17 protein-coding genes are annotated in these 20190 nt (G+C 61.0%); 4 read left to right on the forward strand and 13 right to left on the reverse strand.

What is annotated here, in order from left to right; all coding sequences use genetic code 11:
• Window positions 1–80: 80 nt before the first annotated feature.
• Window positions 81–1292, forward strand: a complete 1212-nt coding sequence (locus tag FX982_RS22330) for a nitrate/nitrite transporter (RefSeq protein ID WP_172612634.1) — start codon at window positions 81–83, stop codon at window positions 1290–1292.
• Window positions 1293–1343: 51 nt separating this feature from the next.
• Entirely contained in the window at window positions 1344–2996 is a 1653-nt protein-coding gene (locus FX982_RS22335) for a bifunctional protein-serine/threonine kinase/phosphatase (protein ID WP_172612635.1), read from the forward strand.
• Between the two features lie 170 nt (window positions 2997–3166).
• On the opposite strand, the gene FX982_RS22340 is transcribed toward FX982_RS22335, so the two are convergent.
• The 8 genes from FX982_RS22340 to ppsA all read right to left on the reverse strand — a co-directional run bounded on the left by FX982_RS22340 (window position 3167) and on the right by ppsA (window position 11470).
• On the reverse strand, window positions 3167–4201 hold the full coding sequence (locus FX982_RS22340) for an OmpA family protein (protein WP_065988496.1): 1035 nt from the start codon (window positions 4199–4201) through the stop codon (window positions 3167–3169).
• A 107-nt stretch (window positions 4202–4308) separates the two neighbouring features.
• On the reverse strand, window positions 4309–4899 hold the full coding sequence (gene sigX / locus FX982_RS22345) for an RNA polymerase sigma factor SigX (protein ID WP_122534578.1): 591 nt from the start codon (window positions 4897–4899) through the stop codon (window positions 4309–4311).
• Window positions 4900–4988: 89 nt separating this feature from the next.
• Complete coding sequence (locus tag FX982_RS22350; protein WP_172612636.1) at window positions 4989–5813, reverse strand: mechanosensitive ion channel family protein; 825 nt, start codon at window positions 5811–5813, stop codon at window positions 4989–4991.
• Between the two features lie 2 nt (window positions 5814–5815).
• Entirely contained in the window at window positions 5816–6085 is a 270-nt protein-coding gene (locus tag FX982_RS22355) for a CrfX protein (RefSeq protein WP_122534576.1), read from the reverse strand.
• Window positions 6086–6171: 86 nt separating this feature from the next.
• Window positions 6172–7167: a zinc transporter ZntB gene (locus FX982_RS22360; RefSeq protein ID WP_172612637.1), complete on the reverse strand. Its 996-nt coding sequence runs from the start codon at window positions 7165–7167 to the stop codon at window positions 6172–6174.
• Between the two features lie 51 nt (window positions 7168–7218).
• Complete coding sequence (gene rraA / locus FX982_RS22365; protein WP_172612638.1) at window positions 7219–7707, reverse strand: ribonuclease E activity regulator RraA; 489 nt, start codon at window positions 7705–7707, stop codon at window positions 7219–7221.
• 220 nt (window positions 7708–7927) lie between these two features.
• A complete protein-coding gene (locus tag FX982_RS22370; RefSeq protein WP_172612639.1) occupies window positions 7928–8923 on the reverse strand; it encodes an alpha/beta fold hydrolase in 996 nt (331 codons plus the stop codon).
• Between the two features lie 171 nt (window positions 8924–9094).
• Window positions 9095–11470 carry a phosphoenolpyruvate synthase gene (gene ppsA / locus FX982_RS22375; protein ID WP_074887134.1) on the reverse strand — a complete coding sequence of 792 codons (2376 nt, stop codon included), beginning with the start codon at window positions 11468–11470 and terminating at the stop codon, window positions 9095–9097.
• Window positions 11471–11620: 150 nt separating this feature from the next.
• Between ppsA and ppsR the strand changes: the two genes are divergently transcribed.
• Window positions 11621–12439 (forward strand): posphoenolpyruvate synthetase regulatory kinase/phosphorylase PpsR, encoded by an 819-nt coding sequence (ppsR, locus tag FX982_RS22380; protein ID WP_074887131.1) that lies wholly within the window; start codon window positions 11621–11623, stop codon window positions 12437–12439.
• A gap of 63 nt (window positions 12440–12502) precedes the next feature.
• Here the strand turns inward: ppsR and prpF are convergent, their stop codons facing one another.
• The 5 genes from prpF to FX982_RS22405 all read right to left on the reverse strand — a co-directional run bounded on the left by prpF (window position 12503) and on the right by FX982_RS22405 (window position 19311).
• Window positions 12503–13693 carry a 2-methylaconitate cis-trans isomerase PrpF gene (gene prpF, locus FX982_RS22385; RefSeq protein WP_172612640.1) on the reverse strand — a complete coding sequence of 397 codons (1191 nt, stop codon included), beginning with the start codon at window positions 13691–13693 and terminating at the stop codon, window positions 12503–12505.
• 52 nt (window positions 13694–13745) lie between these two features.
• Complete coding sequence (gene acnD / locus FX982_RS22390; protein ID WP_172612641.1) at window positions 13746–16340, reverse strand: Fe/S-dependent 2-methylisocitrate dehydratase AcnD; 2595 nt, start codon at window positions 16338–16340, stop codon at window positions 13746–13748.
• Window positions 16341–16402: 62 nt separating this feature from the next.
• Entirely contained in the window at window positions 16403–17530 is a 1128-nt protein-coding gene (gene prpC / locus FX982_RS22395) for a bifunctional 2-methylcitrate synthase/citrate synthase (RefSeq protein WP_172612642.1), read from the reverse strand.
• 186 nt (window positions 17531–17716) lie between these two features.
• On the reverse strand, window positions 17717–18607 hold the full coding sequence (gene prpB / locus FX982_RS22400) for a methylisocitrate lyase (RefSeq protein ID WP_172612643.1): 891 nt from the start codon (window positions 18605–18607) through the stop codon (window positions 17717–17719).
• Window positions 18604–19311, reverse strand: coding sequence for a GntR family transcriptional regulator (locus FX982_RS22405; protein ID WP_172612644.1), 708 nt, complete (start codon window positions 19309–19311; stop codon window positions 18604–18606). The genes prpB and FX982_RS22405 overlap by 4 nt, the downstream gene beginning before the upstream one ends.
• 297 nt (window positions 19312–19608) lie before the next feature.
• On the opposite strand from FX982_RS22405, the gene FX982_RS22410 reads away from it, so the two are divergent.
• Window positions 19609–20187 (forward strand): ATP-dependent zinc protease family protein, encoded by a 579-nt coding sequence (locus tag FX982_RS22410; RefSeq protein ID WP_172613145.1) that lies wholly within the window; start codon window positions 19609–19611, stop codon window positions 20185–20187.
• Window positions 20188–20190 lie beyond the last annotated feature (3 nt).

The raw sequence follows: 20190 nt of genomic DNA on the forward strand, positions 1-20190 counted from the left end.
TGCTTCACCTGCAAGACCTGACCCGTAGCGGTGCGAGCAACCTCTCGACCGAACGCGAATCCCTGCAGATGAGGTGTTAGATGAACACGAGTTTCTGGAAAGCCGGCCATAAACCGACACTGTTCGCAGCGTTCCTGTATTTCGACCTGAGCTTCATGGTCTGGTACCTGCTCGGTCCCATGGCCGTGCAAATCGCCGCCGATCTGCACCTGACCACCCAGCAACGCGGCCTGATGGTCGCAACGCCGATTCTGGCGGGCGCCGTGCTGCGTTTCATCATGGGCATGCTCGCCGACCAGCTTTCGCCCAAGACCGCCGGGATCATCGGCCAGGTCATCGTCATCACCGCGCTGCTGGGCGCCTGGCAGTTGGGTATTCACAGCTATGAACAGGCGCTACTGCTCGGCGTGTTCCTCGGCATGGCCGGCGCGTCCTTCGCCGTGGCGCTGCCGCTGGCCTCCCAGTGGTACCCGCCGCAGCACCAGGGCAAAGCCATGGGCATCGCCGGTGCCGGCAATTCGGGCACCGTGTTCGCGGCCCTGATCGCACCCGTACTCGCGGCCAGCTTCGGCTGGAACAACGTGTTCGGTTTTGCCGTGGCGCCGCTGCTGTTGACCCTCATCGCGTTCTCGCTCATGGCAAAGAATGCCCCCGAACGGCCCAAAGCCAAATCCATGGCTGACTATTTCAAGGCCTTGGGCGACCGCGACAGCTGGTGGTTCATGTTCTTCTACAGCGTGACCTTCGGCGGCTTCATCGGCCTGGCCAGCGCCCTGCCCGGCTATTTCAACGATCAATACGGTTTGAGCCCGGTGACCGCCGGTTACTACACCGCCGCCTGCGTCTTCGGCGGCAGCATGATGCGGCCACTGGGCGGCGCCCTCGCCGACCGCTTTGGCGGGATTCGCACGCTGTCAGGCATGTACGCCGTCGCCGCGATCTGCATCGCCGCCGTGGGTTTCAACCTGCCCAGCTCATGGGCCGCACTGGCGCTGTTCGTCGCGGCCATGCTCGGCCTGGGCGCTGGTAACGGCGCGGTCTTTCAACTGGTGCCGCAACGTTTTCGCAAAGAGATCGGCGTGATGACCGGCCTGATCGGCATGGCCGGCGGCATCGGTGGCTTCCTGCTGGCCGCCGGGCTCGGCGCGATCAAGCAGAACACCGGCGAGTACCAACTGGGCCTGTGGCTGTTCGCATTCCTTGGCGTGCTGGCCTGGTTCGGCCTGATGAACGTCAAGCGTCGCTGGAGAACCACCTGGGGCTCGGCCGCCGTTACCGCCGCCCGCGTCTAGGCCGTGAGTGTCGATCAGCCGATTCCGGCAGTTGCTGCCAGAGCGAACGGCTTGCAACTCCGCGTCGCCGAGTTCAGCGCCACCGGGCCCAGGGCGGAAAATCAGGATGCCATTCGCGTGGTCACTCCTGCTCCGGCGCTGGCCGCCAGCAAGGGTTATCTGTTCGCCCTCGCTGACGGCGTCAGCCAGTGCGCCGACGGCGGCCTGGCATCCCGCGCCACGCTGCAAGCGCTGGCAATGGACTACTACGCGACGCCGGAAACCTGGAGCGTCGTCCAGGCCCTCGACCGCCTGCTGCTGGCACAAAACCGCTGGCTGCTGGCCAATGGCTTGTTGACCACCCTCAGCGCCCTAATCCTGCGCGGGCGTCGCTTCACCCTCGCCCATGTCGGCGACTGCCGCGTGTACCGCTGGCATGCAGGGCTGCTCCAGCGCATCAGCCAGGACCATGTCTGGGAACAGCCGGACATGCAGCATGTGCTGAAACGGGCGCTGGGCCTGGATCAATACGTGGTCATGGATTATCGGGACGGTGAACTGCGCATCGGCGAGCGGCTGCTGCTGGTCAGCGACGGCGTGTGGGCAACGCTGGGCGATGACCGAATCGGTTCGATTCTCAACGAGCAGGCCGATCTGGACACGGCCGTCAGAACGCTGGTCAACGCCGCGCATCTGTCTGGCAGCGCCGATAACGCCAGCGCCTTGATGATTCAGGTCGATCAACTGGGCTCGGACAGCCTGGGCGAGACGCTGTTGCAACTGCAGCAGTGGCCAGCTCCACCCTTTCTCAAGGCAGGCCAGATGTTTGAAGGCTGGCAGGTCGAAACGCGTTTGAGCGACTCGCGACAATCGCTGCTCTACCGCGTACGCGACAGTCAACAGCGACCGTGGTTACTGAAGACGCTGCCGCCCTCACGGGTTGACGAGGCCGGCGCGGCGGAGGCCTTGCTGCTCGAAGAGTGGTTCGTGCGTCGCGTCGCCGGTCGCTTCTTTCCCGAGCTTCACCCCCTCGGCCAGCGCCAGCATCTGTACTACGTGATGCGCGAGTATGCCGGCCATACCCTGGCTGACAGCTTCGATCAGGAAGGGCCGATGGCGCTGTCGCCGTGGTTGAATCTGGCCCGGGAACTGATCGCTGCCGTCGGTCTGCTGCACCGGCGCAACATCATTCACCGTGACATCAAGCCGGAGAATGTGCTGCTTGAGGAGGCGGGAGGTGTGCGCATTCTGGATTTCGGGCTCGCCTACAGCCCAGGTCTGTCAGTGGATCAAGCCAGCGACGTGCCCGGCACGCCCAGCTTCATGGCGCCTGAAGCTTTCGAAGGCGCAGAACCCAGCCCTGGTTTCGACCTGTATGCCGCCAGCGTCACGCTGTATTTCCTGCTGACCGGTCACTATCCCTACGGCGAAGTCGAGCCCTTCCAGCGCCGGCGCTTTGGCAATCCGTTGCCCGCCAGTCGTTACCGTCCAGATGTGCCGGAATGGTTGGACCAGCATCTGCAACGCGCCCTGCAGGCTGATCCGCTGAAGCGCTTCGAAACCGCCGAGCACTGGCTCGTGCACTTTAAACAGGGCGAGCTGACGCCGCGGAACCAACGTACTACGCCGCTGCTGGAGCGTGAGCCGCTCAAGGTCTGGCGCGCAGTCGCACTGATCTCGCTGATGATCAATCTGGTTTTGTGGGTGTTGCTGTTCAAACGCTAGTACGGACTTAGTCGTTTAAGGGCACCGACTTAGATGGATCCACATTGATGCAACTCTCTTGGCTTAGACACCTAGACAGCGAATTCTCAGGCGAAAGGATCGCAGCCAGGGTTAAATCGCAGGCAAAGAAAAACCCGGCCGAGGCCGGGTTTTTCGTGAAGCGAGGCTAATTACTTAGCTTGGGCTTCTACTTGTGCTTCTACGCGACGGTTTACAGCGCGGCCAGCGTCAGTTGCGTTGTCAGCAACTGGACGGGATTCGCCGTAGCCAACCGAGTTTACGCGGTTAGCGCCAACACCGTACTGGTTAACCAGAACTTGCTTAACGGCGTTTGCACGACGCTCGGACAGCTTCTGGTTGTAAGCGTCAGGACCGACGGAGTCAGTGTGACCTTCAACAGTGGTGGTGGTTTGTGGGTACTGCTTCATGAAGTCAGCCAGGTTCTTGATGTCGCCGTAGCTGTTTGGCTTCACAACCGACTTGTTGAAGTCGAATTTAACGTCCAGCTCAACGCGAACGACTTCAGCAACAGCTGGGCAGCCGTTAGCGTCTACAGTCACGTTTGCAGGGGTGTCAGGGCACTTGTCAACGTTGTCGCAAACGCCGTCGTTGTCGCTGTCGGAGCACACTTCAGCTACTGGAGCCGGTGCTGCTTCAACTTTCTTCGAACCGCCGCCGAAGTTCACACCGATACCGACGCTTGGCGCCCACTCGGTGTCGCCCTGGTCGATGTTGTACTGAGCTTCAACGCCAGCACGGGCATAGAAGTTGTCAGTGAAGTACAGCTTGGCACCGCCGCCGATGTTGGCGAAGGTGGAGCGGTTACGACCGTTGCTGCCGTTCTGATCGATGCTCTGATCGGAGAAACCAGCCGAAACGTACGGACGCAGCATGTCGCCTGGGTTGTTGAAGTGGTACAGAGCGTCCAGAGCGGTGTTCGCGCCCTTGATGTTCTGGCCATTGTCGCTACGGACGTTGTGCACTTCGTCATAGCCCAGACGCAATTCAACGTCGTCGGTCAGGAAGTAGCCAACAGAACCGCCGAACAGGTTGCCGTCGTTTTTGAAGTTACGAGCGCTGTCGAACTGTTCTTTCTTGGCGAAGCCTTCGATTTCGACTGCGCCTTGGCCTTGAGCCAGAGCGCCGAACGAAGTTGCGGCAACAATAGTACCAATGGCCAAGCCCAAGGTGTTTTTCAGTTTCATCCGTTAAATCCCCATCTGGTGATTGTAAAGCAGTCCCCCTTAGCGAGAGACAACTCGTCGGCAAGTCTATCAGAACTTGCCTGCTCGTTAGAGATATTTGCACCGAGTTAAGTTTCGGTAACGCCTGCAAATTTCTCACGTAATTTATCAAGTGCCCGCTTGTAACGCATTTTCGTGGCACTCAGGCCCATGTGCATGATGTCTGCGATCTCCTGAAATTCCAGCTCTGCGACAAATCGTAGCACCAGAATTTCCCTGTCAATCGGATTCACATGCACAAGCCAACGATCAAGCCCGCCCTTTTCTTCTGGTTTTGGCGTCTTTTCTTCCGACGCTTCCTCGAGGGGGTCAAGACTCAAAGCGTCCAGCAACCGACGCTTTCGCCGCTCCTTCCTGTACTGCGTGATGCATTCGTTGTACGTGATGCTGTAGAGCCAGGTTTTGAACTTCGATTTACCCTCGAAGTTCTTCAAGCCATACAACACCTTAAGCATCACTTCCTGACAGACATCATCAGCATCGCGATCGTTCCCCAGATACCGTGCGCAGACGTTAAAAAGTGTCCGCTGGTAACGACGCATCAGCTCCTCATAGGCACGCGTCACATGAAACAGCTCGGCGTGCGAACGCGCAACCAGCTCCTCATCGGAGAGCTCGCGTGGGTCGTAGCGCAGAGAGGGCGATTGAGCGTTATTCAAAACAAGTCGTGCCGACAGTCGGATAGATGTCCGCCGCACCCGGGAATCGCCCGGGTTTTGCGGCGGCATACATTAGCAGATTCGCCGGCTCAACGGCTGCTCACTCGCTGGTCGAGGAGGATCCGGTTGGACAAAGACACCAGCTCCCCTTCCTCGGTCAGCAGGGTGGTCTTCACCGTGCCAATTTCTTCGATCTGCCCTTCGACCTCACCCACACGCACTTGTTGCCCTACCTGGTACAACTCACGTACATAAATTCCTGCGAGGATCTGGCTCGCGATTTCGCGGCTGCCGAGCCCCATGGCCAGCGCAACGGCCAGACCAACGGTAATCAACGCAATAACAATCACATGGTTCAGCAGGTCGGTTTTGACCTCGAGCTGACTGATCGCTACCGAAATACTGATGATGATCACCAGCCACTGGGCGATTCGCCCCAGGCCGGCCGAGTAATCCAGCCCCACCCCTTCGGCGGCGCCCCGCACAATACCGTTGACCAGTTGCGCCAGCAATACACCCACTAGGAGCACCAGCGCGGCGCCGAAAACTTTCGGCAGGTACAGCGCCAGCATGTCCAGCGTTGCCGACACCCGCTCCAACCCGAGCGATTCTGCCGCCGACACCAGAAAAATCAAGAGCACGAACCAATACACAATCTTGCCGATCAGCGTCGAAATCGGGACTTGAACCCCCGCGCGGCTGATCAGCTTGGTCAACCCGGTGCCACCCATCAGGCGATCCAGACCGAGTTTGGCCAACAACTTGGACAGCAGGGTGTCGAGCAGCTTTGCCACCACGAAACCCAAAAGCACTACCACCAGCGCGCCGAACAGATTCGGGATGAAGTTCGCGACTTTGGTCCACAACGCAGTCATTGCAGTAACCAGGCTCTGCGTCCAGAGATCCAATTCCATATTCAATCAGCCTTGTCTTGTGCACCGGTACCGGTAAACGTAGTACCGGCACGGGTCGCCTTGCGGCGGGAAACAGGTGAAACGTGAGCGGAGCCATTGTTCAGGGCGATCATCAAAGCCTGCGTGCAACGACCCAGAAGACTGAACAGATCACCGGCGCCCACCTGACGGTTGGCAGTCTTCAACACTCGGCCCAGAACGGCATCATCGTCCCGGCTGCTGGACGAAGCATTGAGCATGTCTCGCAGTGATTCTTCAAACGGGTCGTGCATAGGCACCTCACGCAATGTCACTGAAAGACGCATCCCATTCTGCCGGAGTCACACGACACACACGAACGCCTCCCGATTTTTTACGCTCACACCCACCGCAACCGCTTGAACAACCACGTCTGGCCGACGGCCACGATGAGCATCAAGCCGCAGGCGTACAGAAATCCATAGGGATTTTCCGACCCGGGGATACCCCCCACGTTGATGCCCAGCAAACCTGTCAGGAAGGTCATCGGCAGGAAGATGCCGGTGATGACCCCAAACCGATACATGGTCCTGTTCATCCGCTCGTTGAGGCGCCTGTCTTCAGCCTCAAGCACCAGCCCCACTCGCTCTCGGGTCAATTCCAGCTCTTCAAGGTAACGCGTCAGGCTGTTGTTCAATTCGTTCCAGTAATCCGCATCGTCCTCCACGAACCACGGCATCTTGCTGCGCGTCAGCTGGGCGTAGAGTTCGCGCTGAGGCGCCAGAAACCGACGCAGTCCCGCCGCTCGTCTGCGGATATGCACCATATTGCCGTGCTCGGGCAGATACCGCTCGTCGGCATCTATGCGTTCCTCCATGTCATCGACCAGTTCGGTCAGCTCGCTGACCACGGCCTGAACCTTGTCAGTCAGAAACTGGGCCAGATACAGCAGCAGCTCCGACGCCGTTTTCGGTCCCTTTCCTTCATTCAATGACGAGATCAGCTCATCGGTTGCCCGCAGCGAGCGCAGGCGCAATGAGATAACGCGCTGGGCGGCGGCAAAAATGCGCACCGAAACCATGTCTTCCGGCTCGGCACCCGGGTTCAGGTTGATCCCGCGCAGGAACAGCAGCAATTCGTTGTCCGGCAAAGCCAGCAGCCGCGGCCGGGTGTTCTCTTCCAGCATCAGGTCGCAGACGAACTCGCTCAGACCGCTGGTCTTGCGCAACCACGTCTGGGTCTGCGGATGGCTGCGGTCCCAGTGGAGCCACACGCTTTCGTGGGGCTCCAGCTGCAGGCCATCCAGTGCAGTTCGGGGGATTGAACGCGCCCCGCCCTTCCCGTCCAACACGAGGGCATGAACCAGCCCCCACTGCGCGTTTGTTTCGTCGAACATTCGTGTCCTTGCTGAGTGAATGGCTACCAGCGTGAAGAGGGATAAAACCGATCAGTCCGGCATCTTCAGTGCGCTGGGCGAAACGATGATTCCGTTGTTGTCGGCATAGATGAATTCGCCCGGCTTGAACGTCACACCGCCGAAGGTCACCACCTTGTTCAGGTCACCGAGGCCACGCTTTTCGGTCTTGAGCGGGTGACTGGCCAATGCCTGCACACCCAAGTCGGTCTGTGCCAATACATCGACGTCGCGGACGCAGCCGAAGATCACCATGCCCTCCCAACCGTTCTTCGCTGCTTTTTCGGCAATCATGTCGCCCAGCAATGCGCAACGCAGCGAGCCTCCGCCGTCCACGACCAATACTTTTCCGTGACCAGGCTGTTCGGCCTGCTCGCGCACCAGCGAATTGTCTTCGAAGCACTTGAGCGTGACGATCTCGCCGCCAAATGAATCACGGCCACCAAAGTTGCTGAACATCGGCTCCACCACCTGAACCCGCTCAGGGTAGGCGTCGCACAAGTCCGGGGTGATGTAATGCATGGGTAACTCCTGTCAGGAAAGCTCTGTGATGGGGGAAAACAACTACAAGGATAGACGGCCTGCGTCAACGGCCGACGCTTCAACGGGCTGCATCCTTATATAGCACCTCACACAGAACACACATCTGACCAACGAGTCGCCACCTGCCGTTCGGCCCCGGTGATGAGAATGTGTGCAGCTTAGCGACAAGTCGGCGCCCAAGGAATGGCTGAAACCGTGACTATGACGGAGTTGCCATCATGTTCAGCGTTGATTCAGCCTCTTCTACAGCCACATGACGGTTCAGCCAGTCCGCTACGCGCGGCCACACCTGGGTTTGCGCGGCTTTGCTGACCAGCATCGGCACGTGGCCGAAGTCTTCGCTGAAGCCCTGTTCGCGGCCCAGGACGAGAAACGTCTTGTCTTCGCTGCCGAACCGCTCGAAGAGCTCGCGGCACGCCCATTCCGGATCCTGATGGTCGCCAGCGCCAGCCACGCACAGCAGCGGGACCGTCACCTGTTGCAGCCCGGCCCACCAGTCCTCCTTCTTGTGCCCGAAGCCGCCGAACAGGCCATGCCAGCGCATGCTTTCCAGCAGGACGCCCATGGGCTCGTCTTCCGGGCCGCGCTTGAAGCGGGGGCCTGACACGTGCTCGAAGCGTTTGAGCAGCAGCCGTGCAGCCCATTGCAGCGGCGGCACTTTCAGCGGCCAGTGGCTGCGGGTGACCTGACTGCCGAACAGCGCCACCGAGGCCGCATCGTCCGCCGTCAGGTACTGCCCGCCGAATGCTGCGGCCAGGGTCGTGCCGCCCAGGGAGTGGCCGATCCAGTGGGGCGCCTCGCCGGTCTGCTCGCGCACGAACGCCGCGATGGCCGGCAGATCAAAGCGTGCGTAATCGGCCACGCAATTGGTTTTGTACGCACTGTTGCGCGCCGACAGGCCGTGACCGCGCATTTCCGGGATCCACACATCGAACCCGGCGCGGGCCAGATACGCGCCCAGGCCGATGCCCTTGGGCGAGTACCAGAAGCGCCGATTGGAAAAGCTGCCGTGCAGCAGAACCACCGGCACGCCTCGGGCATCCGGCGCAGCCACAAGACCCAGCCGGGTGACGGCGATTTCGACAGTGAAATCCGGGCTGTTGCCGGGCTTCAAACGATAGACGTCCTCGGTCAGGTCGCCACGACGCTCGGCACTGATCAGGGCCACGGGAAAGAGATGACTGCTGCTTTGCATGGTGCTTTTGCTGGACGCTCTTGGTGGATGGGTAAATGGCGGTTGGGCGGGACAGCAGGTTGACGCTGCCAGCGCGCTGAAAATCACCCACAAAAAAGGGCGGATTCGTTAAAAACCGCCCTGTCGGGAAACCGGCCCATGGAAACGGGCCGGCATCTTACTCGATATGGATCAGGTCGGAGCGTCCTCTTCGGACAGGAAGAACCAGGTTTCCAGTACCGAATCAGGATTGAGGGACACGCTCTCGATGCCCTGCTCCATCAACCAGCGCGCCAGATCCGGGTGATCGGACGGGCCCTGGCCACAGATGCCGATGTACTTGCCGGCCTTGTTACAGGCCTGAATGGCGTAGGACAGCAGCTTCTTCACCGCAGGATTTCGCTCGTCGAACAGGTGAGCGATGATCCCGGAGTCGCGGTCCAGCCCCAGGGTCAGCTGGGTCAGGTCGTTGGAACCAATGGAGAAGCCGTCGAAGAATTCGAGGAATTCATCGGCCATCAGCGCGTTGGACGGTAGCTCGCACATCATGATCACGCGCAGACCGTTCTCGCCACGGGCCAGACCGTTTTCAGCGAGCAAATCGATGACCTGACTTGCTTCGCCCAGGGTGCGGACGAACGGCACCATGATCTCGACGTTGGTCAGGCCCATCTCGTTGCGCACGCGCTTGAGGGCGCGGCATTCCAGCTCGAAGCAGTCGCGGAAATTTTCGCTGATGTACCGCGACGCGCCACGGAAGCCCAGCATCGGGTTTTCTTCTTCCGGCTCGTAGAGCTTGCCGCCGATGAGGTTGGCGTATTCGTTGGACTTGAAGTCCGACAGACGCACGATGACCTTCTTCGGCGAGAACGCCGCCGCCAGGGTGCTGATGCCTTCCACCAGTTTCTCGACGTAGAAACCAACCGGATCGTCGTAACCGGCGATGCGCTTGTCGACGCTTTCCTTGATGTCCTGGGGCAGATTGGCGTAGTTCAGCAGCGCCTTGGGGTGCACGCCGATCATGCGGTTGATGATGAATTCCAGGCGCGCCAGGCCGATACCGGCGTTGGGCAACTGGGCGAAATCAAAGGCGCGATCCGGGTTGCCGACGTTCATCATGATTTTGAACGGCAGATCAGGCATGGCGTCGACAGAATTCTGCTTGATGTCGAATCCCAGTTCGCCCTCGAAGATGTAACCGGTGTCGCCCTCGGCGCAGGACACGGTGACGCCCTGACCTTCCTGCAACAGCTCGGTGGCGTTGCCGCAACCCACTACCGCCGGGATACCCAACTCGCGAGCGATGATCGCCGCGTGGCAAGTGCGTCCGCCACGGTTGGTGACGATGGCGCTGGCGCGTTTCATGACCGGTTCCCAGTCCGGGTCGGTCATGTCGGAGACCAGCACGTCACCCGGCTGAACCTTGTCCATCTCGGACACGTCCTTGATGATCCGCACCTTGCCGGCGCCGATGCGCTGGCCGATGGCGCGGCCTTCCACCAGAACGGTGCCCTTCTCTTTCAGCAGGTAGCGTTCCATGACATTGGACGAGGTGCGGCTTTTTACGGTTTCCGGCCGCGCCTGCACGATGTAGAGCTTGCCGTCATCGCCGTCTTTGGCCCACTCGATATCCATCGGGCACTGATAGTGCTTTTCGATGATCATCGCCTGGCGGGCCAGGTTGCTGACTTCCTCGTCGCTGAGGCAGAAACGCGCGCGGTCCGCCAGGTCGACGTCGATGGTCTTGACCGATTTACCGGCCTTGGCTTCTTCGCCGTAGATCATCTTGATCGCCTTGCTGCCCAGGTTGCGGCGCAGGATCGCCGGGCGACCGGCTTCAAGGGTGTTTTTGTGAACGTAGAATTCGTCCGGGTTGACCGCGCCCTGGACGACGGTCTCGCCCAGGCCATAGGCACCAGTGATGAAGACGACATCGCGGAAACCGGATTCGGTGTCCAGGGTGAACATGACGCCTGCGGTGCCGGTTTCAGAACGCACCATGCGCTGCACGCCAGCGGACAGCGCCACCAGCTTGTGGTCGAACCCTTGGTGCACGCGGTAGGAAATGGCGCGGTCGTTGAACAGCGACGCAAACACCTCTTTCGCCGCGCGGATGACGTTTTCGACGCCACGAATGTTCAGGAAGGTTTCCTGCTGGCCGGCGAAGGAAGCGTCCGGCAAATCTTCTGCGGTGGCGGAAGAGCGCACGGCCACGGCGATGTCCGGGTTGCCCGCCGAGAGCTCGGCGAAGGCGGTGCGGATCTCGGCGTTGAGCTTTTCGGGGAATTCAGCCTCCATGATCCACTGACGAATCTTGGCGCCGGTTCTGGCCAGCTCGTTGACGTCGTCGACATCCAGCGCGTCGAGGGCCTGATGGATCTGATCGTTCAGGCCACTCTGCTCGAGGAAATCACGGTAGGCCTGAGCGGTAGTGGCAAAGCCACCGGGGACGGACACGCCTGCACCCGCCAGGTTGCTGATCATCTCGCCGAGGGATGCGTTCTTGCCCCCCACGTGCTCAACATCATGTTTGCCGAGCTTATCGAGGGAAACTACGTACTCTACCAAGGTGATCTCTCCACTAACCGGTTATTGTTGGAAACGCTTTTGGTGCGGGAATCGCGGCGATTGAAAACAGGTAGAATGCGGCCAGTCATGGCCCGCAAGCCGGCCTATCATATCCACAAATTGTCTTCAGCTTAAGGCCCCGGGGCGCAAATGAAACGATCCGCTTTTTTCATCTCCGATGGCACCGGCATCACCGCCGAAACCCTTGGCCAGAGTCTGCTAGCGCAATTTGAAAACATTACTTTCAACAAGTTCACGCGGCCCTATATCGACAGCGTCGAGAAGGCCCGGGCCATGGTTCAGCAAATCAACAAGGCCGCCGAGAAGGACGAAGCCCGTCCGATCATTTTCGACACCATCGTCAATCAGGACATCCGCGAGATTCTCGCGACCTCCGACGGCTTCATGATCGATATTTTCTCGACCTTCCTCGCCCCGTTGGAGCTGGAGCTTAGTTCACACTCTTCCTACTCGGTGGGAAAATCCCACTCCATCGGGCACAACTCCAATTACATGGAGCGGATCGAGGCGGTGAACTTCGCGCTGGACAACGACGACGGCGCCAGAACCCATTATTACGACAAGGCCGACATCATCCTGGTGGGCGTGTCGCGCTGCGGCAAGACCCCGACCTGCCTGTACATGGCCATGCAGTTCGGCATCCGCGCCGCCAATTACCCGCTGACCGAAGACGACATGGAGCGTCTGCAGCTGCCCGCCGCGCTGAAACTGCACCGGGACAAGCTGTTCGGCCTGACCATCGATCCCGACCGTCTGACTGCGATCCGCCACGAACGCAAACCCAACAGCCGCTACGCCAGTTACGCCCAGTGCGAGTTCGAAGTGCGCGAAGTCGAAGGCCTGTTCCGCCGCGAGAACATCCCGCACATCAACTCCACGCATTTCTCGGTCGAGGAAATCTCGGCGAAAGTGCTGGTGGAGAAAGGGGTCGAGCGGCGGTTTAAGTAGCTGCGCAGCGGCAAGTTTGAAACTGCAAGCTGCAAGTTGGCCGGAGCAGGCCATGCGCTCCGGTCAGAAGCTGTTGCCCGGCACGCGCACCCATCCTTCCATCAACACCCGCGCGCTGCGGCTCATGATGGCTTTTTTGACCTGCCATTCGCCGTCGACCAATACCGCTTCAGCGCCGACACGCAGAGTTCCGGAGGGGTGGCCGAAGCGCACGGCACTGCGCTCGCCGCCGCCCGCTGCCAGGTTGACCAGCGTGCCCGGTATCGCCGCCGCTGTGCCGATGGCCACTGCCGCCGTGCCCATCATCGCGTGATGCAGCTTGCCCATGGACATGGCGCGCACCAACAGATCGGTGTCTGCGGTGGTGACCCGTTTGCCGCTGGAAGACAGGTATTCAGCGGGCGCGGCCACGAACGCTACTTTGGGCGTGTGCTGACGCGTCGCTGCCTCCTCGACCGTGCCGATCAGCCCCATGCGCACCGCGCCATAGGCCCGGATTGTTTCAAACATGCTCAAGGCCTTCGGGTCACTGTTGATTGCGTCCTGCAATTCGCTGCCGGTATAGCCGATGTCCCGGGCGTTGACGAAGATCGTCGGGATGCCGGCATTGATCATCGTCGCCGTGAACGTGCCCACGCCCGGCACGTCGAGCTCGTCCACCAGATTGCCCGTGGGGAACATCGAGCCGCCAGCGCCCTCCTCGTCCGCCGCAGGGTCCATGAACTCCAGCTGCACTTCCGCCGCCGGGAAGGTCACGCCGTCGAGCTCGAAGTCGCCGGTTTCCTGCACTGCGCCGTCAGTCATCGGCACATGGGCGATGATGGTTTTGCCGATGTTGGCCTGCCAGATGCGCACCACTGCGACGCCGTTCCGGGGGATGCGCGCCGGGTCGACCAGACCGTTGCTGATGGCGAACGGGCCGACCGCCGCTGACAGGTTGCCGCAATTGCCGCTCCAGTCGACGAAGGGCTTGTCGATGGCGACCTGGCCGAACAGGTAATCGACGTCGTGATCGGCTTTCTCGCTCTTTGACAGGATCACCGTTTTGCTGGTGCTCGACGTCGCGCCGCCCATGCCATCGATCTGCTTGGCGTAGGGGTCGGGGCTGCCGATCACCCGCAGTAACAAGGTGTCACGGGCAGCGCCGGGGGTTTGCGCGGCTTCGGGCAGATCGTCCCGGAGGAAAAACACGCCCTTGCTGGTGCCACCGCGCATGTAGGTCGCGGGAATTTTGATCTGTGCTGTGGAAGCCATGGAGCTGTTCCTTCTGATTCTTTCGTATATAGAGAGCAGCGCAGGCGTCGGCTCAGGCGACGGCCGAGGATTCGAGGAAGTCCTGGGCGAAGCGTTGCAGCACGCCGCCGGCTTCGTAGATCAACACCTCTTCCCCCGTGTCGAGGCGGCAGGTCACCGGCACCTCCACGCGCTCGCCATTCTTGCGCTGGATGATCAGCGTCAGCGTGGCCCCCGGGGTGCGCGTGCCGATCACGTCATAGGTTTCACTGCCATCGATGCCCAGGGTCAGGCGATTGGTGCCCGGCTTGAATTCCAGCGGCAGCACGCCCATGCCCACCAAATTGGTGCGGTGGATGCGCTCGAAGCCTTCGGCGACGATGACTTCGACACCCGCCAGGCGCACGCCCTTGGCCGCCCAGTCCCGGGACGAACCCTGGCCGTAATCGGCGCCGGCAATGATGATCAGTGGCTGCTTGCGGGCCATGTAGGTTTCGATGGCTTCCCACATCCGCGTGACCTGACCTTCTGGCTCGATCCGCGCGTAGGAACCCTGCTTGACCTTGCCGTTCTCCACGACCATTTCATTGAACAGCTTGGGGTTGGCGAACGTGGCGCGCTGGGCCGTCAGGTGATCGCCGCGATGGGTGGCGTAAGAGTTGAAGTCCTCTTCCGGCAGGCCCATTTTGTCCAGGTATTCGCCGGCCGCACTGTCGAGCATGATCGCGTTGGACGGCGACAGGTGATCGGTGGTGATGTTGTCCGGCAGCACTGCCAGCGGCCGCATGCCCCGCAGGGTTCGTTCACCGGCAAGCGCGCCTTCCCAGTACGGCGGTCGACGAATGTAGGTGCTCATCGGGCGCCAGTCGTACAACGGCGCGACTTTCGGGCCGGTGTCTTCGTGGATGGCAAACATCGGGATGTACACCTGACGGAACTGCTCCGGCTTGACCGAGGCTTTTACCACCTGATCGATCTCGGCGTCGCTAGGCCAGAGATCCTTCAGGTGGATCTCTTCGCCATTCGGGCCAAGGCCCAGCACGTCTTTCTCGATATCGAAGCGGATCGTTCCGGCGATGGCGTAGGCCACCACCAGCGGTGGCGAAGCGAGAAATGCCTGCTTGGCGTAGGGGTGAATGCGCCCGTCGAAGTTGCGGTTGCCTGACAACACCGCCGTGGCGTACAGGTCGCGGTCGATGATTTCCTGCTGGATCAGCGGATCCAGCGCGCCGGACATGCCATTGCAGGTGGTGCAGGCAAACGCGACGATGCCGAAACCCAGTTGCTCCAGCTCGTCGGTCAGCCCTGCTTCGTCCAGGTACAGGGCGACGGTTTTCGAGCCCGGCGCCAGGGACGACTTGACCCAGGGTTTGCGCGTCAGGCCCAGGCGATTGGCATTGCGCGCCAGCAAACCTGCGGCGATGACGTTGCGCGGGTTGCTGGTGTTGGTGCAGCTGGTGATGGCGGCGATGATCACCGCGCCGTCCGGCATTTCGCCCGGGGTTTCCTCCCACGGCGCCGCGATGCCTTTGGCGGCCAGATCAGCGGTCGCCACACGTGCGTGGGGGTTGGACGGTCCGGCCATGTTGCGCACCACGCTGGACAGGTCGAAACGCAGCACCCGCTCGTATTCGGCGGTGACCAGGCTGTCGGCCCAGAGCCCGGTGTGGCGGGCGAACGTCTCGACCAGTTGCACTTGCTGGTCTTCGCGACCGGTCAGCCGGAGGTAATCGATGGTCTGTTGATCGATGCTGAACATGGCGGCGGTCGCGCCGTATTCTGGAGCCATGTTCGAGATGGTCGCGCGGTCGCCAAGGGTCAGCGCGCGGGCGCCCTCGCCGTAAAACTCCAGGTACGCGCCGACAACCTTCTGCTGACGCAGGTATTCGGTGAGCGCCAGCACCACGTCGGTGGCGGTAATGCCCGGCTGCGGACGGCCCGACAGTTCAACGCCGATGATGTCCGGCAGGCGCATCCACGAGGCACGACCGAGCATGACGTTCTCGGCTTCAAGACCGCCGACGCCAATGGCGACGACGCCCAGCGCATCCACGTGAGGCGTATGGCTGTCAGTGCCGACCAGGGTGTCCGGGAAGGCGACGCCGTTCAGCGTCTGGATCACCGGTGACATCCGCTCCAGATTGATCTGATGCATGATGCCGTTGCCCGGCGGGATCACTTCGACGTTCTTGAAGGCCTGCTTGGTCCAGTTGATGAAGTGGAAGCGGTCTTCGTTGCGGCGGTCTTCAATCGCCCGGTTCTTGCTGAACGCGTCCGGGTCGTAACCCCCGCATTCGACGGCCAGCGAGTGATCGACGATTAACTGCACCGGCACCACCGGGTTGACCTGCGCGGGGTCGCCGCCCATGTCGGCAATGGCATCGCGCAAGCCGGCCAGGTCCACCAGCGCGGTCTGGCCGAGAATGTCGTGGCAGACCACCCGCGCCGGAAACCACGGAAAATCCAGGTCGCGCTTGCGTTCGATCAGTTGCGTTAGCGAGGCGGTCAGCGTGGTCGGATGGCAACGGCGCACCAGGTTTTCGGCGAGCACGCGGGAAGTGTACGGCAGCGTGGCATAGGCGCCGGGCTTGATCGCATCGACCGCCGCGCGGGCATCGAAGTAATCCAGCGCAGTGCCGGGCAGGGCTTTGCGGTATTCAGTGTTCATCGTCAGGACTCGATCACGGAAAAGTTACGGGTGGAGAGCCCCGTGGAACTCCCCTTTCCCCATCAGCGCTGTTCGATGGGCACGAATTTGCGCTGTTCGACGCCGATGTATTCGGCGCTCGGTCGGATGATGCGGTTGTTGGCGCGCTGTTCAAACACGTGGGAAGCCCAACCGGTCAGGCGCGAGCAGACGAAGATCGGGGTGAACAGCTGGGTAGGGATGCCCATGAAGTGATACGCCGAGGCGTGGTAGAAATCGGCGTTGGGAAAGAGCTTCTTTTGCTCCCACATGGTCTTGTCGATGGCTTCGGACACCGGGAACAGCACGGTGTCGCCCACCTCCTCCGCGAGCTTTTTCGACCAGCCCTTGATCACCTCGTTACGCGGGTCGTTGTCCTTATAGATCGCGTGGCCGAAACCCATGATCTTGTCCTTGCGCTCCAGCATCGCCAACGTGCCCTTCGTCGCTTCTTCGGCGGAGGAAAACTTCTGGATCATCTCCATCGCCGCTTCATTGGCGCCGCCGTGCAACGGACCGCGCAAGGTGCCGATGGCGGCCGTGATGCAGGAAAACAGGTCGGACAGGGTCGATGCGCAAACCCTGGCGGTGAAGGTCGAGGCGTTGAATTCGTGCTCGGCGTAAAGAATCAGCGAGACGTCCATGACCTTGCGGTGCAGTTCGCTTGGCGCCTTGTCCAGCAGCAGTTTCAGGAAGTGCCCGGCGATGGACACTTCGTCGGTGACGCAGTCGATGCGCTTGCCTTCGTGGCTGAAGCGGTACCAATAGCACATGATCGCAGGGAACGCGGCGAGCAGCCGGTCGGTGGAATCGAGCTGCTGGGCGAAGCTGGCTTCGGGCTCGAGATTGCCGAGCATCGAGCAGCCGGTGCGCATCACGTCCATCGGGTGGGTGTCGGCGGGAATGCGTTCCAGCACTTCTTTTAGCGCTTGGGGCAGGTCACGCAGGCCCTGGAGTTTCTTCAGGTAGCCGTCGAGTTGCGCCTGGGTCGGCAGATCGCCGTACAGCAGCAGGTACGCGACTTCTTCAAAACGGGCGTCGGCGGCGAGTTCACGCACGTCATAGCCGCGGTAGGTCAATCCGGCGCCGGCCTGGCCGACGGTGGACAACGCGGTCTGCCCGGCCACCTGGCCTCGCAGGCCTGCGCCGCTCAATACTTTTGCTTCAGCCATTGCTGTCTCCAGTCTTGTAGTTGTGTGGGAATCGGCAATTCTTTTCTGTGTTTTACGCAGCCTTCACGCCAACAAATAGGCCCGTGGGAGCGAGCTTGCTCGCGAAGGCAATGGTGCAATTAATAGAAGTGGTTCGAATGTACCGCCCTCTTCATGAGCAAGCTCACTCCCACAGTGACTTCATTTCTAAGATTTCTTCTGCGCAAACAGCGCATCGAGCTTCTGCTCGAACGCGTGATAGTCAATGCGCTCGTACAACTCCATGCGCGTCTGCATGGTGTCGATGACATTCTTCTGGGTGCCGTCGCGACGAATCGCCGTGTAGACGTTTTCCGCGGCTTTGTTCATCGCCCGGAATGCCGACAGCGGGTAGAGCACCAGCGCCACTTCGGCGGACTTCAGCTCGTCGGTGGTGAACAGCGGCGTCGAGCCGAACTCGGTGATGTTGGCGAGGATCGGCGCCTTCACCCGCGAGGCAAACAGCTTGTACATCTCAAGCTCGGTGATCGCTTCCGGGAAGACCATGTCCGCGCCCGCTTCGATGCACGCAGCGGCTCGGTCCAGTGCTGATTCCAGCCCTTCCACCGCCAGCGCATCGGTGCGCGCCATGATCACGAAACTGTCGTCGGTTCGCGCGTCCACCGCCGCTTTGATGCGATCAACCATTTCCTGTTGCGAGACGATCTCCTTGCCGGGCCGGTGACCGCAGCGCTTGGCGCCGACCTGGTCTTCGATGTGCATTGCCGCCGCGCCGAACTTGATCATCGACTTCACCGTACGCGCCACATTGAACGCCGAGGCACCGAAGCCGGTGTCGACGTCCACCAGCAGCGGCAGGTCGCAGACGTCGGTGATGCGGCGCACGTCAGTGAGCACGTCATCCAGGCCGGTGATGCCGAGGTCCGGCACACCCAGCGAACCCGCCGCGACACCGCCGCCGGACAGATAAATGGCCTTGAAGCCGGCCCGTTGCGCCAGCAGCGCGTGGTTGGCGTTAATCGTGCCGACCACCTGCAGCGGATGCTCGCTGGCGACAGCGTCACGGAAGCGTTGGCCGGGAGTGGTTCTTGTGGTCATTGTTCACCTCGGGCAGTTGCAGCGTGAAAGTGCTGCTCAATGTTGCGTTTGGACGCGGCAATGTGGCGGCGCATCAACAGCTCGGCCAGCTCGCCGTCACGTTCGGCGATGGCATCGAGAATACGGTGGTGCTCGGCGAACGCCTGGCGCGGGCGGTTGGGCGTCGTCGAGAACTGGATGCGGTACATGCGCACCAGTTGGTACAGGTCATCGCAGAGCATCTGGGTCAGCGTGCTGTTACGCGCGCCCTGGATGATCCGGTAATGAAAGTCGAAGTCGCCTTCCTGCTGGTAATAGCCGACGCCGGCCTGAAAGGCGCTGTCGCATTCATGGGTTTCCAGCACGCGGCGCAGCTCGTTGACTTCTTCGACGGTCATGCGCTCGGCGGCCAGGCGACAGGCCATGCCTTCGAGGGATTCGCGAATTTCGTACAGCTCGACCAGTTCGGCATGGCTCAGGGAAACCACGCGAGCGCCGACGTGGGGCACGCGCACCAACAGGCGCTGACCTTCAAGCCGGTGGATGGCTTCGCGCAAAGGCCCCCGGCTGATGCCGTAAGTGCGCGCCAGCTCAGGCTCGGAGATCTTGCTGCCGGGGGCGATGTCGCCCTTGACGATGGCCGCCTGAATACGACGAAAGACGTTCTCGGACAACGTCTCGGCGTCCAACGACGTAGCAGGCAGAGTTTCTGCGGCATCCAACATTGTTGACACCTTATGATCGAATGCCAGCAAATCTAGCGAATGAAGGCCGTTCCGTCAAAGCTAAATGGCTGATTGTCGACAATCGTCTAATGGCGACACCCTTTGATGAAGCGTCTGACCGTACCTGTCCGCTACGCCCTTCGCTGGCGTCATAAAGGCTTCATGCTAAGATGCGGCCCGTTGAAGATCACCCATGCAGGCAACAGACGGCTTGCCCAGGCGCGGCACCTTGGTTCAAACCAAAACCGTATTTCGACGTCAAAGCAGCTCTTTCACCTTTTCATCGCACCTGGACTTATGAGCCGTCACCCCCCTCTCGTTCTCTTATCCCTGTACCTGCCAGGCTTCTTTCTGCCCGGACTTTTTCTTTCCGGGCTTTTTCTGCCCGGCCTGAGCCTGGCCGCTGAAAAGACGGTGTATGGCTTGAACGAGTACGCAGAACTGGCCGACATCGACCTGCAAGTCGCCGCCAAGCTGGACACCGGCGCGAAAACCGCCTCCCTGAGTGCCCGCGACATCAAGCGTTTCAAGCGCAATGGCGAATCCTGGGTGCGTTTTTACCTGGCCATCGACGATGCCCACGAACACCCCATCGAACGCCCCCTGGCCCGGGTCAGCAGGATCAAGCGGCGTGCGGGGGATATCGACGCCGATGACGACAGGAAATACACCGCCCGCCCAGTCATCAGCCTGGATGTGTGCATGGGCAGCGCGCTGCGCACCATAGAAGTGAACTTGACCGACCGCAGCGCATTCCAATACCCGCTTCTGATTGGCTCCGAAGCCCTCAAGCACTTCGATGCGCTGGTCGACCCAAGCCTGAAATACGCAGCAGGCAAGCCTGCCTGCGTCACCGATGCTCAAACCGCAGAGTAACAA

The sequence above is a fragment of the Pseudomonas graminis genome, from assembly GCF_013201545.1.
Classification (GTDB): domain Bacteria; phylum Pseudomonadota; class Gammaproteobacteria; order Pseudomonadales; family Pseudomonadaceae; genus Aquipseudomonas.